The sequence below is a fragment of the Exiguobacterium sp. s80 genome (assembly GCF_018618725.1).
Lineage (GTDB): Bacteria > Bacillota > Bacilli > Exiguobacteriales > Exiguobacteriaceae > Exiguobacterium_A > Exiguobacterium_A oxidotolerans.
Map to the genome: position 1 here is coordinate 1 of NZ_JACSMP010000011.1, position 13,697 is coordinate 13,697.

Annotated in this window: 20 protein-coding genes and 1 rRNA gene; 1 reads left to right on the top strand and 20 read right to left on the bottom strand. The window is 47.8% G+C overall.

Annotation, left to right across the window (positions count from 1 at the left end; all coding sequences use genetic code 11):
- From KNP94_RS14425 to KNP94_RS14440, 4 genes are all read right to left on the bottom strand, one after another.
- Positions 1–63, bottom strand: a 16S ribosomal RNA gene (locus tag KNP94_RS14425); the annotation flags it as partial.
- A 341-nt stretch (positions 64–404) separates the two neighbouring features.
- On the bottom strand, positions 405–1,010 hold the full coding sequence (locus tag KNP94_RS14430) for a KinB-signaling pathway activation protein (protein ID WP_214803533.1): 606 nt from the start codon (positions 1,008–1,010) through the stop codon (positions 405–407).
- 3 nt (positions 1,011–1,013) lie between these two features.
- Positions 1,014–2,045: an Mrp/NBP35 family ATP-binding protein gene (locus tag KNP94_RS14435; protein WP_029332281.1), complete on the bottom strand. Its 1,032-nt coding sequence runs from the start codon at positions 2,043–2,045 to the stop codon at positions 1,014–1,016.
- 191 nt (positions 2,046–2,236) lie between these two features.
- A complete protein-coding gene (locus KNP94_RS14440) occupies positions 2,237–2,869 on the bottom strand; it encodes a M15 family metallopeptidase (protein ID WP_215115905.1) in 633 nt (210 codons plus the stop codon).
- Positions 2,870–2,969: 100 nt separating this feature from the next.
- Between KNP94_RS14440 and KNP94_RS14445 the strand changes: the two genes are divergently transcribed.
- Positions 2,970–3,260 carry a hypothetical protein gene (locus KNP94_RS14445; RefSeq protein WP_088836012.1) on the top strand — a complete coding sequence of 97 codons (291 nt, stop codon included), beginning with the start codon at positions 2,970–2,972 and terminating at the stop codon, positions 3,258–3,260.
- A 93-nt stretch (positions 3,261–3,353) separates the two neighbouring features.
- Here KNP94_RS14445 and rpsI read toward each other — a convergent pair whose 3' ends face one another.
- From rpsI to rplO, 16 genes are all read right to left on the bottom strand, one after another.
- A complete protein-coding gene (rpsI, locus tag KNP94_RS14450) occupies positions 3,354–3,746 on the bottom strand; it encodes a 30S ribosomal protein S9 (RefSeq protein WP_029332278.1) in 393 nt (130 codons plus the stop codon).
- Positions 3,747–3,770: 24 nt separating this feature from the next.
- Positions 3,771–4,208 (bottom strand): 50S ribosomal protein L13, encoded by a 438-nt coding sequence (rplM, locus tag KNP94_RS14455; protein ID WP_012369041.1) that lies wholly within the window; start codon positions 4,206–4,208, stop codon positions 3,771–3,773.
- Positions 4,209–4,363: 155 nt separating this feature from the next.
- The gene (truA, locus tag KNP94_RS14460; RefSeq protein ID WP_029332277.1) at positions 4,364–5,113 is read right to left on the bottom strand and encodes a tRNA pseudouridine(38-40) synthase TruA; all 750 of its coding nucleotides are present in this window, start codon (positions 5,111–5,113) and stop codon (positions 4,364–4,366) included.
- Complete coding sequence (locus tag KNP94_RS14465; RefSeq protein WP_214894451.1) at positions 5,113–5,904, bottom strand: energy-coupling factor transporter transmembrane component T family protein; 792 nt, start codon at positions 5,902–5,904, stop codon at positions 5,113–5,115. Before KNP94_RS14465 ends, truA begins: the two co-directional genes overlap by 1 nt.
- Positions 5,901–6,758 (bottom strand): energy-coupling factor transporter ATPase, encoded by an 858-nt coding sequence (locus KNP94_RS14470; protein ID WP_029332275.1) that lies wholly within the window; start codon positions 6,756–6,758, stop codon positions 5,901–5,903. Before KNP94_RS14470 ends, KNP94_RS14465 begins: the two co-directional genes overlap by 4 nt.
- Entirely contained in the window at positions 6,746–7,576 is an 831-nt protein-coding gene (locus tag KNP94_RS14475) for an energy-coupling factor ABC transporter ATP-binding protein (RefSeq protein WP_029332274.1), read from the bottom strand. The genes KNP94_RS14470 and KNP94_RS14475 overlap by 13 nt, the downstream gene beginning before the upstream one ends.
- A 95-nt stretch (positions 7,577–7,671) precedes the next feature.
- Positions 7,672–8,043: a 50S ribosomal protein L17 gene (gene rplQ, locus KNP94_RS14480; protein ID WP_023466649.1), complete on the bottom strand. Its 372-nt coding sequence runs from the start codon at positions 8,041–8,043 to the stop codon at positions 7,672–7,674.
- A 34-nt stretch (positions 8,044–8,077) separates the two neighbouring features.
- The gene (locus tag KNP94_RS14485) at positions 8,078–9,022 is read right to left on the bottom strand and encodes a DNA-directed RNA polymerase subunit alpha (protein ID WP_029332273.1); all 945 of its coding nucleotides are present in this window, start codon (positions 9,020–9,022) and stop codon (positions 8,078–8,080) included.
- Positions 9,023–9,159: 137 nt separating this feature from the next.
- A complete protein-coding gene (rpsK, locus tag KNP94_RS14490) occupies positions 9,160–9,555 on the bottom strand; it encodes a 30S ribosomal protein S11 (RefSeq protein ID WP_029332272.1) in 396 nt (131 codons plus the stop codon).
- Between the two features lie 16 nt (positions 9,556–9,571).
- Entirely contained in the window at positions 9,572–9,937 is a 366-nt protein-coding gene (gene rpsM, locus KNP94_RS14495) for a 30S ribosomal protein S13 (RefSeq protein WP_012369033.1), read from the bottom strand.
- Between the two features lie 20 nt (positions 9,938–9,957).
- Complete coding sequence (gene rpmJ / locus KNP94_RS14500; RefSeq protein ID WP_003156543.1) at positions 9,958–10,071, bottom strand: 50S ribosomal protein L36; 114 nt, start codon at positions 10,069–10,071, stop codon at positions 9,958–9,960.
- 33 nt (positions 10,072–10,104) lie between these two features.
- Positions 10,105–10,323: a translation initiation factor IF-1 gene (infA, locus tag KNP94_RS14505; RefSeq protein ID WP_012369032.1), complete on the bottom strand. Its 219-nt coding sequence runs from the start codon at positions 10,321–10,323 to the stop codon at positions 10,105–10,107.
- 150 nt (positions 10,324–10,473) lie between these two features.
- A complete protein-coding gene (gene map / locus KNP94_RS14510) occupies positions 10,474–11,226 on the bottom strand; it encodes a type I methionyl aminopeptidase (protein ID WP_029332271.1) in 753 nt (250 codons plus the stop codon).
- Positions 11,226–11,873 carry an adenylate kinase gene (locus KNP94_RS14515; RefSeq protein ID WP_026834297.1) on the bottom strand — a complete coding sequence of 216 codons (648 nt, stop codon included), beginning with the start codon at positions 11,871–11,873 and terminating at the stop codon, positions 11,226–11,228. Before KNP94_RS14515 ends, map begins: the two co-directional genes overlap by 1 nt.
- Positions 11,874–11,945: 72 nt before the next feature.
- Entirely contained in the window at positions 11,946–13,235 is a 1,290-nt protein-coding gene (gene secY / locus KNP94_RS14520; protein WP_088836008.1) for a preprotein translocase subunit SecY, read from the bottom strand.
- Positions 13,235–13,675, bottom strand: a complete 441-nt coding sequence (rplO, locus tag KNP94_RS14525) for a 50S ribosomal protein L15 (RefSeq protein WP_029332269.1) — start codon at positions 13,673–13,675, stop codon at positions 13,235–13,237. Before rplO ends, secY begins: the two co-directional genes overlap by 1 nt.
- Between the last annotated feature and the right edge of the window lie 22 nt (positions 13,676–13,697).

Below are 13,697 nucleotides of genomic sequence, written 5' to 3' on the forward strand. Positions count from 1 at the left end.
GACTTGCATGTATTAGGCACGCCGCCAGCGTTCGTCCTGAGCCAGGATCAAACTCTCCATAAAGTGTTTGACTTGCTCGTTTTTGTGACTAAAAGTCACGTTGACGAAGCTTGCGCTTCATTCATTGTTTGTATCCGAAGATACGTTTTTTGCCTCATCGTTCAGTTTTCAAAGTCCGATATGTCATTTGACGACTTTTAAATCTTACAGTAAAGTATTAACTGGTGTCAATTACTTTTTATAAGTTTTTTTCGTTGTATGACGCTCGCTTTCGGTGTGTGCCTCAGCGACATGTATTAATATATCAACTCTTGTTTTTCACGTCAACTGTTTTTCTAAAAAAACTTTTAAAAAAGATGGACTCGATGGAATAGGTCAGAACAACCATCCCTCGAGTCCTTTTCTTATGCCTGTTTTTGCGACTGTACTTTCGCTGGAGCAGGCTTTTCTTGCAGGCGATGCAACATCAGGATTTGATACGCATTACAAACCAAGAGTGTCGCCAGTGCCGCCCAAAGCATCCGCTTGTCTTGCGTTGCCTGAAGAGCTGGTACCCATTCAATCAACGTGATGACCGTCATTAAGAATAACGTCGGGATGAAAGCAGTGAAATTTGTTTCACGGGCTTTCGTACGCGCGACGAGAAACGCGACGAACAATAAGACAACCATTTCACCAATATAGAGGCTTGTCTTATCGAATCCGAACGCAAGTCCACGCAAGTAGACGCCGTCAAACAAGGCGAAGGCAATCAAAACGACCTGAACCCGATTCCATAACTTTGCGCCGCGGAACAGATCAAGTCCGACCCGGTGCAAAATCAAATAAGAGAAAAAGCCCATCAGGCTGATTGCCGTCCATGTACTACTGTATGCCAAGGCCGTAATGTATCCGCTAATCGATTGATTGCGGACGTACCCTGGTTCAGCGACAAGGTTAAACACGAAGCCGGCTAGCGTCCCAATTAGGAGCGTCATCCAGAACAGCTTCAAAAATCCTTTAATCTTCATGTATTATCCCTCTACTTTTTCGATGACACGCGCTGCGAGTTCATTATAGTGTGTTTCAAATGGATGGTCATCGCGATAAATCGATGGTGCAAAGTCCGATTCATTCGCATATGGTTGTCCAAGTGGAATCTTAGCTAGAATATCTGTTTTTAGCGCTTCTGACAACTTCTCTCCGCCACCTGATCCGAAGACATACTCTTTTTCACCGGTTACCTTGCTTTCGAAGTACGCCATATTTTCAATGATACCGAGCAAACGGTGGTTCGTCTTAATCGCCATCGCACCGGCACGAGCTGCAACGAATGCCGCTGTCGCATGTGGTGTCGTGACAATCAATTCCTGACAGCTTGGGAGCATCGAGTGAATATCAAGTGCGACGTCACCCGTTCCTGGCGGCAAATCGAGCAAGAGGTAATCAAGATCGCCCCACTCAACATCCGAGAAGAAGTTATTGAGCATCTTCCCGAGCATCGGTCCACGCCAGATGACTGGTGCATTGTCTTCGACGAAGAAGCCCATCGAGATGACTTTTACGCCAAACCGCTCTGGCGGAATGATCCGGTCATTGACGACGGTCGGTCGTGTTTCAATTCCCATCATATCCGGAACACTAAAACCATAGATATCCGCGTCGATCAAACCGACTTTTTTACCTGCCCGTGCAAGGGCAACTGCGAGGTTGACGGAAACCGTCGATTTTCCGACGCCCCCTTTACCAGAAGCGATCGCGATGAACGTCGTCCCTGACTCCGGTTTAAGAATCGATGGTGTCGTCGCTGCCTGAATCCCGTGATCGCCGAGTGCCTCGAAACGAAGTCCGACCGTCTTGAAGCCTTTTTCTTTTAACTCTTTAACGATTTCTTGTTGTAACGTCAACTGTTCACCTGAACCTGCTTGCGCAAGTGCGATTTTCAGGCTGACGTAGTCTCCTTTGATTCGGACATCACGAATCCCGTTCGTATCTGCAAGCGAGCGTTCGATCGTCGGATCAATTAACTGTCCGACTACCTCGCGAATTTCTTGTTCATTCAACATAGTGCCTTCCCCCTGAGAACGTTCGATTTATTCCATTTCAGTATAACAAAAATAAGATAGCGCTTGCACATTTCGACTCGGAAAGGAGAATATTTCCTGAAGTTTCGTACTCAGTGAAAGACGACTCGCTTTATGATCGAAAAAGACTACTCTCCTTCGGCGTACCCGCAGAAAGAACAGTAGTCATTTCATTAAAACATTCGATTCCAGGTCGCTGGTCCTACGACACCGTCAACCGCAAGCCCTTGCCGTACTTGATAGGCTCTCACTTGCCGTGCCGTCGTCTCGTCAAACCGTTTCGTCACGGGCGCCTTCACTGCCCGCTGGATTCGCTCGATGTCACGTGCATTCATCCCGATCGCCCCCCGGTACAGTGGACGACCTGGATACGGAACAAGGACGTCGGTCGTTGCCTTCAATAGTTCAAAGTGAGGGTAATCCTGAAACGTCACCCAATCACCGCCCCAAGAAAAGCCTTGCTCTTTCATTGCCTGGACGATTTGTTGAAAGTTGGCATCGGTATTAAAGATCGCTTCCGTTCCGTCCATGGAGTATTGAAACAGATCAACGGCAATCCCGCGGTTATGATTTGATTGTCCTCCACGGGCATGCGTGACAATCGCTCCCGGCGTCGTTCGTCCTTGCGCATAGAGTTTCTCCTGCTCGGCATAGGAACGCAAGCCTTGGGCCACTCCGACATAAATTCCTTTGACATGGAGTTCCCGGATGACTTGGCGTGTCTTTCGGGCGACTTCCGGCGAGAGTCCGGGAACATTCAGTTTTCGATTGGCTCGTTCGAGCAACCAATTGACTGATAGTGTCATCTTTCACCACACTCCTTTCTCCTCTGTTCCCGAAAACAGAATCCGGTATACTTAACGATGGACTTATCCTCACCAAGCATTCGGAAAAAGGAGTTTTTTGATGAAAAAAATGTTAGTCTTCGCAAGCGTCATCACAGTCTTCTTACATATCGGCTATGCGATTTACTTTTATGCAGGGCATGAAGCAAATGTAGCTTATCAACCCGCTCTCCCTGAAAACAGCACGGTGTTAAGTCAGGAGACGTCTTTTACCGGTACAGTCGGTTCACAGACGGCGAATGATCCTCTTGCATTTTTACAGCATCTGTTCCTCTGGAGTATCCCGCTGACGTTTGTTGCTCTCACAGCACTCTTATTCCTCATCCGAACAATACGACGACGTACGTTTTGAACGGCAGACAGTTGCTTGACCGCTTTTTTAATTAGAGAGCGGTCTTTTGGCATAAAAAAACCTCCCACCCGTAAGGATGAGAGGTAAAAACGATTAACGTTTTGAGAATTGAGGCGCACGACGTGCTGCTTTAAGACCGTATTTCTTACGTTCTTTCATACGAGCATCGCGTGTTAAGAAGCCTTTAGCTTTAAGTGTTCCACGGAAATCTGGATCCGCTTGAAGAAGTGCACGTGAGATACCGTGACGGATAGCGCCTGCTTGACCAGTGAAGCCGCCGCCTTTGACCGTTACCATGATATCGTATTTACCTTCTGTTTCTGTGATTACGAGTGGTTCTTTTGCAGTCATGATTAAAGTTTCATAACCGAAGTATTCGCTGATATCGCGCCCGTTAACTGTGACTTTACCGTCTCCAGCAACGAGGAAAACGCGAGCTGCCGCGTGTTTACGGCGACCAGTGCCGTAGTAACGTACATCTGCCATCGTGTAGTTCCTCCTAAATTCGTATTAACCGCGAAGTTCGTAAACTTCTGGTTGTTGTGCTTCTTGCTTATGAGTATCTCCAGCGTAAACGTGGAGTTTGTTGAACATTTGACGACCGAGGCTACCTTTTGGAAGCATCCCTTTGATCGCGAGTTCAAGCATACGCTCAGGTTTGTTAGCGAGTAAGTCGCGTGCGACAGTCTGCTTCAAGCCGCCTGGATGACCAGAGTGACGGTAGTAGACCTTTTTGTCGAGTTTGTTACCAGTTAATACGATTTTCTCAACGTTGATGAGGATAACGTGATCCCCACAGTCAACGTGTGGTGTGAACGTAGGTTTGTGCTTACCGCGGAGAAGTGAAGCCACTTCGCTCGAAAGACGACCGAGTGTTTTGCCTTCTGCGTCGATAAGGAGCCATTTGCGTTCTACATCAGTAGCTTTCGCCATGAAAGTTGTGCGCATGTAAAATACCTCCTAAGGAATTTAAAAGTTTCTTTTTTGATTTTTCATTTATTCACTGTGTGAATCTATCAGAATCTTAGGTGTACGGGGCTAAGATTGTGGTTTCATAATAAATGAAATGCCAATAAACATTGTATGTTTTTTAGCGGCTAATGTCAAATGCCTTTTTTAGACTCTGGGTAGAAAACTTCCCAAAGGTACAACCCGTGCGGTGGTGCCGTCACACCAGCGACGTTTCGATCCTTCGCGGCAAGCATCTTCTTGATGTCCGTAGCGGCAAAACGTCCGCGTCCGACATCAAACAAAGTCCCGACCATGATACGAATCTGATTATAGAGAAAACCGCTTCCTTTAAACCGAAAGATCAGCTCTTCCCCGTACTCAATCAACTCCGCTTCATAAATCGTCCGGATCCGATTATCCGTTTCCGTCTTCGCGACACAAAACGAACTGAAATCATGGGTGCCGACTAAATACGTCATCGCTTGACGCATCACGTCGAGATCAAGCGCGTACGGAATCAATACCGATTGATGACGTCGAAACGCATCTTCGGTCCGGCGTACGAAGTACCGGTACTCTTTCCCCACTACATCATACCTTGCTTCGAAGTCAGAAGCGACCTCTTTACAGTCCCGGACACGAATATCATCCGGTAATAACGTATTTAAGGCCTTGACCATGCTGTCCGGCGCAATCGCAAGTTCCGTATCGAAATGGATGACTTGCCCCTGTGCGTGCACACGAGCGTCTGTACGCCCTGATCCAATCACCTTGACCGGGTGCTTGTGCATCCGCGCAAGCGTCTTCTCGACGACCTCCTGGATCGTTACACCATTCGGTTGGACTTGGTAACCGGAGTAACCCGTCCCGTCATATTGAATCGTACATTTAAAACGTCGCATCAGAAACCTCCTCGTAAGTAAACAAGCAGGAGCGCGACGACGACGAGGAGACCCATCAAACCGGTATCACGTGCCGTCCATTTCGATTCCCGGAGACGCGTCCGTCCTTCTCCCCCACGGTAGCCGCGCGCTTCCATCGCAATCGCGAGGTCCTCTGCCCGCTTAAAGGCCGAGATGAACAATGGAATCAAAAGTGGGATGATTGCCCGCAGACGCTCTTTAATCGGTCCTGCCGCTAAATCAACACCACGTGCCTGCTGTGCTTTCATGATCTTCTCCGTCTCTTCTGCCAGTGTCGGTAAGAACCGCAGTGAAATCGAGAGCATCAAGGCAATCTCATGCGTCGGAACGCGGACGACCTTGAATGGCTTCAAAAGCAACTCGATTGCATCTGTCAGCTCGATCGGTGACGTCGTCAAGGTGACGAGTGTCGTGATCGAGACCAAATAGAAGAAGCGGAGCGAGACGATGATAGCGAGACGCAGACCTTCCGAATAAATTTTCAACCATCCAAATTCGAACAAGACGGTTCCTTCCCGCGTAAAGAACAGTTGAACGACGAAGGTGAAGACGATTAGGAAAAGAATCGGACGTAAGCCCTTCAAGACGTAGCGGAGTGGCAATTTACTACTCGCTAACGCTAAAAACGTAAAGATGAGTAAAAAAATGTTCGTCGCTGCATTGTTCGCGAGGAACACGAGCGGGATGAAACAAAATGCAAAAATAATTTTTGCAAGCGCAGAAGAACGATGAAGATAGGACGTACCCGGAATATGTTGTCCGACGATCATATACGTCCCCCCTGTACCTGTAGAATCCAATCCACGACTTCCGGTTCCGTTCGTAAGTTCGGACGCGAAAGTCCGAGTCGGTCTGCCACCGGCCAGGCAAGTGCTAAGACGTGCGGCAAATCAAGATGGAACTGCTTCAGCAGCTCCGCCTGTTGGAATAATCCGATCGGCTCTCCGTCATATGCGACTTGTCCATGCTCCATGACGACGACACGATTCGTATATTCGAGCACTTGATCCATATCATGCGTGATCAAGAGTAATGTCAAACCCGTTTCCGCATGAAGTCGGGCGAAAAGACTCAGCATTTGCTTACGTCCTTGCGGATCGAGTCCAGCGGTCGGTTCGTCGACGATCAACACGTCTGGTTGACTAGCGAGTACGCCTGCGATCGCAACACGCCTCATTTGCCCACCAGACAAGTCAAACGGCGATCGGGACCAGAAGACTTCGTCTAGCCCTACTGTGCGTAATGCCTCTTTTGCGAGCCGTTCCGCCTCTTCCTGCTCATGCCCGAAGTTCATTGGACCGAACATGACATCCTTTAAGACTGTTTCTTCAAACAGCTGGTACTCAGGATACTGAAAGACGAGACCGACACGTTTTCGTAGTGCCTTTAAATCTTGTTTTCGTTTTGGTTCAATGATGATGTCATCGACTTGGACTTTTCCTCTCGTCGGTTTCAGCAATCCGTTGATGTGCTGGACGAGCGTCGACTTCCCAGACCCAGTGTGCCCTACAAACGCAACAAGCGCCCCTGACGGAATCTCAAGATTCACATCACGCAGCGCGACTCGTTCGAACGGACTATTAAGTTGGTACGTATAGTTCAATTCCTGGATTAGGATTGGCATAAGCGGTTCACCAATTCACTTTCATCTAGTATCGTGTCCCCATACGAGAGACCTCGCGCCCGCAATTGCTCCTGAACTCGAACGATGAAAGGAACATCGAGACCGATTTCTTGGAGAAACGCCGATTTCGCAAAGACTTCTTGAGGTGTACCTTCTAATACGATTTTCCCGGCATCCATCACGATGACACGACTGGCCTGTAAGACCTCGTCTAATTCATGTGTAATGGCGACTACCGCCATCGGATGTCGTTCATATAATTCTTGAACGGTCGACATAACCTCTTCACGTGCGAGTGGATCAAGCATCGATGTTGCTTCATCAAGCACGAGAACATCAGGGCGCATCGCAAGTGCCGAAGCAATTGCGACACGCTGCTTCTGTCCGCCGGATAGTTGATGGGGTTCCCGATCAACAAAATCCGTAAGGCCAACGCGCGCTAGACTGTCGTCAATACGACGAACCATTTCCTCGCGTGGCACACCCCAATTTTCAAGGGCAAATGCCACGTCGTCGCGCACGGTCGTGCCAACAAATTGATTATCTGGATTTTGAAAGACGATGCCGATTGCCCGACGCATCTCCCATAGTTGCTCCGGATTCGCACTCGAGAATGTCTCGCCTACGGTCACCGTTCCTGATTCAGGAAGCAACAAGCCATTAAACAATTTAGTCAGCGTTGATTTTCCAGAGCCGTTGTGTCCAACGATGGCGACCCATTCACCAGAATGAATCGTCAGAGAGACATCTTGTAACGCAGCTTGTTCCTGTTCCGGATACCGATACGTAACGTGATCCAGTTCAATTAGCTTCGTCATGTCTACTCCTCCTTCATCAAATCAATTAATTCCATTTGTAACAAAAGGGCAGAAGCGAGTTACGCACTGCCCTTTTATAACGAATCATTTAAAAATTAAACGAGTTCGATGATGACCATTTCTGCGCCGTCACCACGACGTGGTCCCATTTTCATGATGCGTGTGTAACCACCTTGACGCTCAGCAAAACGTGGAGCAACATCAGCGAATAATTTTTGGATCGCGTCTTGTGCTTTGCCCTCTGCGTTTTGACCAGCAGCTTCACGGCGAACGAACGATGCAACTTGACGACGAGCGTGGAGATCACCGCGTTTACCTAAAGTGATGAGTTTCTCAACGACTGGACGAAGTTCCTTCGCTTTTTGTTCTGTAGTTTGGATACGCTCATTGATGATGAGATCAGTCGCAAGGTCACGCAAAAGTGCCTTACGTTGTGAGCTTGTACGGCCTAATTTCGAGTATGCCATGGATGGATTCCCTCCTTCGTGCAATTAATAGTTTTTAGTCTTCTTTACGCAAACCAAGTCCGAGTTCGTCGAGCTTCGCTTGAACTTCTTCGAGTGATTTACGTCCGAGGTTACGAACTTTCATCATCTCGTCTTCGCTCTTATTCGCGAGTTCTTGAACCGTATTGATACCAGCGCGTTTCAAACAGTTGTACGAACGAACTGAAAGATCGAGTTCTTCGATCGTCATTTCAAGTACTTTTTCTTTTTGATCTTCTTCCTTTTCGACCATGATTTCGGCATGGAGCGCTTCGTCCGTAAGACCAACAAAGATGTTTAAGTGTTCTGTCATGATTTTCGCACCGAGTGACACTGCTTCTTCAGGGCGGATTGAACCGTCCGTCCAAACATCAAGCGTCAATTTATCGAAGCTCGCATCTTGACCGACACGTGTTTTTTCAACTTGATAGTTTACACGTTGAATTGGCGTGTAAATCGAATCAATTGGGATCACACCGATTGGCATATCGTCCCGTTTGTTATCTTCAGCCTGAACATACCCACGACCGCGACGAGCTGTCAGACGCATATGAAGTGATGCACCTTCTGCAAGTGTTGCAATGTGAAGTTCTGGGTTGAGGATTTCGACGTCGCTGTCATGCGTAATGTTTGCCGCAGTAACAACGCCAGCGCCTTGAATATCGATCTCAAGTGTTTTCTCTTCTTCCGAGTAAACTTTGAGGGCGAGTTTCTTAAGGTTCAAGATGATTTGGGTAACGTCTTCTACAACGCCATCAATCGTCGAGAACTCATGAAGAACGCCATCGATTTGGACTGCAGTGACTGCAGCACCCGGAAGTGAAGATAATAGGATACGACGCAATGAGTTACCAAGCGTTGTACCGAATCCACGCTCAAGCGGTTCTACTACGAATTTACCAAACGTAGCGTTTTCGCTTAATTCGACCGTTTCAATCTTCGGTTTTTCGATTTCGATCATCTGAACCCCTCCTTGAATATCGTCCTGTTGGCCATCGCGTTCAATCGCCAACCGTCTCGTGTACGTGTCTACTGCTTGATTTGGTCAAACGATCAACAAAAGTCTACTCGATTTCCCGCTTTGCAGTACAAGACGGGTTACACGCGACGACGTTTTGGAGGGCGGCAACCGTTGTGTGGAACTGGAGTTACGTCACGGATCGCTGTAACTTCGAGACCGATTGCTTGAAGCGCACGGATAGCAGCTTCACGACCTGCACCAGGACCTTTAACGTTGACTTCTACAGTACGCATACCGTTGTCCATTGCAGTTTTTGCAGCTGTTTCAGAAGCAAGTTGTGCTGCGAATGGAGTCGATTTACGTGAGCCTTTGAAGCCCATGTTACCTGCAGTTGCCCAAGAGATTGCATTCCCTTGCACATCAGTGATCGTAACGATTGTGTTGTTGAATGTTGAACGGATATGCACGATACCAGACTCAATATTCTTTTTGACTTTACGTTTACTACGAACGTTCTGTTTACGTTTTGCCATATTAGTTTACCCTCCCTTACTTCTTCTTGTTCGCTACTGTACGGCGTGGGCCTTTACGAGTACGCGAGTTGTTTTTAGTGTTTTGACCACGAACTGGAAGACCACGACGGTGACGAACACCACGGTAGCAACCGATTTCGATCAAACGTTTGATGTTGAGTGAGATTTCACGACGAAGGTCACCCTCAACTTTTACTTTATCTAAACCATCACGAAGTTGGTTGAGTTGTTCTTCAGTCAATTCACGAGTACGAGTATCTTCAGAGATACCAGCTTCTTTCAAGACTTTCTGAGCAGTCGTTTTACCAACACCATAGATGTAAGTGAGTGAGATAACGATGCGTTTCTCACGTGGAATATCTACACCAGCAATACGTGCCATGTGTGCACCTCCTTGTTTAATTACCCTTGTTTTTGTTTATGCTTAGGGTTTTCGCAAATAACCATTACTTTGCCTTTACGGCGGATAACTTTACACTTTTCACAGATCGGTTTAACCGAAGGTCTTACTTTCATTGTGAATACCTCCTCCTGAAAAAATCGGAGTTTTTATTTGAAACGGTATGTGATCCGTCCGCGAGTTAAGTCGTATGGTGACAACTCAACTGTTACTTTATCTCCTGGTAAGATCCGAATGAAGTGCATCCGAATTTTTCCTGAGACGTGCGCGAGGACCGTGTGGCCGTTTTCTAACTCCACCTTAAACATCGCATTTGGAAGTGGTTCGATAACCGTACCTTCCACTTCGATTACATCTTGTTTCGCCATCAATTATACCCCTTTCTCTATAAAGTTGATTGGGAGCCCAGACGATTTGTAGCGCTTAGGGGCTTTCTACAGTAGCCGTTGAGAGATCATCGGTCACAAACACGAGTGGATAGCGGCTTATAGAAAGGTGACACCAATAACGCGCACAGCTCACTCTGCATCGACCGTTAAGATCTCGTAGCCGTCGTCTGTGATGGCGATGGTGTGCTCAAAGTGGGCGCACATGCTACCGTCCACTGTCACTACCGTCCAATTGTCGGATAGTGTGCGAACATAGCGTTTCCCGACGTTGACCATTGGCTCAATCGCCAGTGTCATGCCGGTTTTCAGGCGCGGCCCTTTCCCCGGTGGTCCATAATGTGGGATTTGCGGATCTTCATGCAAATTTTGTCCCACGCCGTGGCCCACATATTCGCGGACTACAGAAAAATTCGCTGCTTCGACATGTGACTGAATCGCATGCGAAATATCTGTCAGGTGCACACCAGCTTTGGCGCGCTCCAATCCTTTATACAGAGATTCTTCAGTTACGTCAAGTAACTGCTTTGTCTCTTCAGAGATTGTACCGACCGGATATGTCCAGGCTGAATCTCCGTGATATCCATTATACTCCGCCCCGATATCAATCGAGATGATGTCTCCATCGTGGAGTACGCGGTCACCCGGAATACCATGGACAAGTTCTTCATTTACTGATGCGCAGATGCTACCAGTAAACCCATTATAACCTTTAAACGATGGTGTTGCCCCTTGACTTCGAATATAACGTTCAGCGATCGCGTCGAGTTGCCCCGTCGTGATGCCTGGACGAATGTGAGCTTTAAGCTCCTTATGCGTCCGAGCGACGATTTGTCCTGCCTTACGCATAATGTCGATTTCACGCGGCGCTTTCGTAATGATCATTACTGACCACCAAGAAGTGCTTGAACATCGGAGTAAACTTCATTAATCGGACGATCACCGTCCAAATTACGAAGATACCCTTTTTCAGCGTAAAAGTCAATCAAAGGTTGCGCTTGCGCGACGTTGACTTCAAGACGACGGCGAACCGTTTCTTCTTGATCATCTTCACGTTGAACAAGTGCTGATCCGTCGATATCACAGACACCTTCCACTTTTGGTGGGTTATAGATGACGTGATACGTTGCTCCACATGTCGGGCAAATCCGGCGGCCTGTCAAACGAGGGACAAGTTTCTCCGGGTTGACACCGATGTGAATGACGTGATCGATTTGTTTGTTAAGATCCGCAAGTAATGCTTCAAGAGCATCTGCTTGTTTCACTGTGCGTGGGAAACCGTCAAGAAGAAAACCATTTGCACAGTCTTCTTTGGCGAGACGTTCACGTACGATGCCGATTGTGACTTCATCCGGAACGAGTTCCCCTTTATCCATGTACGATTTCGCTTCCTGCCCGAGCGGTGTTTGATCTTTGATCGCCGCGCGGAACATGTCGCCTGTCGAGATGTGTGGAATGGCGTAGTCTTCGATAATTTTCGCAGCCTGCGTCCCTTTTCCAGCACCCGGCAAGCCCATCAATACAAGATTCATGTCGGTAGCCTCCACTTCTATAGACTCTATAGACACAACAGAAAGGAAAGGGATGGTCCCCTTCCTCCCGCCTTATCGGATAAAGCCTTTGTAGTGTCGTTTAACCAGTTGACTTTCAATCTGTTTCATCGTCTCAAGACCTACACCGATGACAATCAGCAAGCTTGTTCCACCAATTTGCACCGAGTTCGGTAAACCAGCGAACTTAATAAAGAACGTTGGCGTTACCGCGATGACAGCAAGGAAGAGCGAACCGAAGAATGTCAGACGATAGAGGATCTTCGTGATGTATTGTTCCGTTTGCTTACCAGGACGGATACCAGGAATGTACCCGCCTTGTTTTTGAAGGTTCTCTGCCATTTGTTCCGGGTTGACCTGAACGAATGTGTAGAAGTACGAGAAGGCGATGATCAATGCAACATAAATCGACATTCCGATTGGACTCGTATAGTCGAAGATGTCACGAATTTTCGTCGCGTTTTCCGGACTCGCAAAGAAACTTGCAATCGTTGGTGGAGTCACCATGAACGATACCGCGAAGATAACTGGGATAACACCAGCAGCATTCAGCTTCATCGGCAAGTGTGTCGATTGGCCGCCTACTGGCGCACGGTTCACCGTACGCTTAGCGTACTGAATCGGAATCTTACGTGCAGCTTGCTGCACATAGATGACACCGACGATGACCGCAATGATGATTAAAAGCAACAGTACGATATAAAGCACATTGACGAACAAAGCATCCCCTGCATTTTGGAGCTTTGTTTCGTAAATCTGGCGGAACGCGTTCGGGAAGCCTGCGACAATCCCAGCGAAGATGATCATTGATATCCCGTTACCAATGCCCTTCTCCGTAATGAGTTCACCGAGGAACATCAAGAACGCTGTACCAGCCGTCAAAACAAGTGCAATCATAACGTACGTCCAGGTGCCAAAATCTTCATTGACAAGACCTGGATAGATACGGTTAAATCCAAGCGCGATTCCAAACGCTTGGACTAAGCCGAGTACGATCGTTCCATAGCGCGTTACCGTTGCTAACTTCTTACGGCCCGCCTCTCCTTGTTTTGCCCATTCGGCAAACTTTGGAACAACGTCCATCTGTAAGAGTTGGACAACGATCGAGGCCGTAATATACGGCATGATTCCCATCGCAAAGAGTGAGAAATTCTGCAAAGCATTCCCGCCGAAGGAGTTCAAGAATCCGAGAATACCATTCTCGTCAATCTTGAATACTTCAGTGTTTACCATCGGCACTGGGATATGCGCTCCGATCCGGAACACGATAATCAGGGCCAAGGTAAAGAGAATGCGCCGACGGATGTCGGCTACGCGCCACATATTGGAGATCGCTTGAAACATTAGATCACCTCAACCGTACCGCCGGCAGCTTCGATCGCTTGCTTCGCAGCTTCGGAGAACTTGTGAGCTTTTACTGTCAGTTTCTTTTCAATCTTGCCGTTTGAAAGGATCTTAACGCCGTCTTTCATACCTTTGACTGCGCGAGTCTCGATAAGAAGTTCAGGAGTTACTTCAGTTCCTTCTTCAAAACGGTTAAGTGTGTCAAGGTTGATAACCGCGAACTCTTTACGAGTTGGGTTGTTGAAGCCGCGTTTTGGTAAACGACGGAAAAGTGGGTTTTGTCCACCTTCGAAACCTGGACGAACACCACCGCCTGAACGAGCTTTTTGACCTTTGTGACCACGGCCAGAAGTCTTACCGTTACCAGAAGACATACCGCGACCTACACGGTTGCGTTCTGAACGTGAACCAGCAGCTGGTTTCAATTCATGGAGTTTCATAGTGGGGCACCTCCTCATAAAA

What these genes read in the sequence shown, in the direction of transcription:
- KNP94_RS14430 (WP_214803533.1), bottom strand. Translation starts at nt 1,010, where the DNA reads ATGAAGATTAAAGGATTTTTGAAGCTGTTCTGGATGACGCTCCTAATT.
- KNP94_RS14435 (WP_029332281.1), bottom strand. Translation starts at nt 2,045, where the DNA reads ATGTTGAATGAACAAGAAATTCGCGAGGTAGTCGGACAGTTAATTGAT.
- KNP94_RS14440 (WP_215115905.1), bottom strand. Translation starts at nt 2,869, where the DNA reads ATGACACTATCAGTCAATTGGTTGCTCGAACGAGCCAATCGAAAACTG.
- KNP94_RS14445 (WP_088836012.1), top strand. Translation starts at nt 2,970, where the DNA reads ATGAAAAAAATGTTAGTCTTCGCAAGCGTCATCACAGTCTTCTTACAT.
- rpsI (WP_029332278.1), bottom strand. Translation starts at nt 3,746, where the DNA reads ATGGCAGATGTACGTTACTACGGCACTGGTCGCCGTAAACACGCGGCA.
- rplM (WP_012369041.1), bottom strand. Translation starts at nt 4,208, where the DNA reads ATGCGCACAACTTTCATGGCGAAAGCTACTGATGTAGAACGCAAATGG.
- truA (WP_029332277.1), bottom strand. Translation starts at nt 5,113, where the DNA reads ATGCGACGTTTTAAATGTACGATTCAATATGACGGGACGGGTTACTCC.
- KNP94_RS14465 (WP_214894451.1), bottom strand. Translation starts at nt 5,904, where the DNA reads ATGATCGTCGGACAACATATTCCGGGTACGTCCTATCTTCATCGTTCT.
- KNP94_RS14470 (WP_029332275.1), bottom strand. Translation starts at nt 6,758, where the DNA reads ATGCCAATCCTAATCCAGGAATTGAACTATACGTACCAACTTAATAGT.
- KNP94_RS14475 (WP_029332274.1), bottom strand. Translation starts at nt 7,576, where the DNA reads ATGACGAAGCTAATTGAACTGGATCACGTTACGTATCGGTATCCGGAA.
- rplQ (WP_023466649.1), bottom strand. Translation starts at nt 8,043, where the DNA reads ATGGCATACTCGAAATTAGGCCGTACAAGCTCACAACGTAAGGCACTT.
- KNP94_RS14485 (WP_029332273.1), bottom strand. Translation starts at nt 9,022, where the DNA reads ATGATCGAAATCGAAAAACCGAAGATTGAAACGGTCGAATTAAGCGAA.
- rpsK (WP_029332272.1), bottom strand. Translation starts at nt 9,555, where the DNA reads ATGGCAAAACGTAAACAGAACGTTCGTAGTAAACGTAAAGTCAAAAAG.
- rpsM (WP_012369033.1), bottom strand. Translation starts at nt 9,937, where the DNA reads ATGGCACGTATTGCTGGTGTAGATATTCCACGTGAGAAACGCATCGTT.
- rpmJ (WP_003156543.1), bottom strand. Translation starts at nt 10,071, where the DNA reads ATGAAAGTAAGACCTTCGGTTAAACCGATCTGTGAAAAGTGTAAAGTT.
- infA (WP_012369032.1), bottom strand. Translation starts at nt 10,323, where the DNA reads ATGGCGAAACAAGATGTAATCGAAGTGGAAGGTACGGTTATCGAACCA.
- map (WP_029332271.1), bottom strand. Translation starts at nt 11,226, where the DNA reads ATGATCATTACGAAAGCGCCGCGTGAAATCGACATTATGCGTAAGGCA.
- KNP94_RS14515 (WP_026834297.1), bottom strand. Translation starts at nt 11,873, where the DNA reads ATGAATCTTGTATTGATGGGCTTGCCGGGTGCTGGAAAAGGGACGCAG.
- secY (WP_088836008.1), bottom strand. Translation starts at nt 13,235, where the DNA reads ATGTTTCAAGCGATCTCCAATATGTGGCGCGTAGCCGACATCCGTCGG.
- rplO (WP_029332269.1), bottom strand. Translation starts at nt 13,675, where the DNA reads ATGAAACTCCATGAATTGAAACCAGCTGCTGGTTCACGTTCAGAACGC.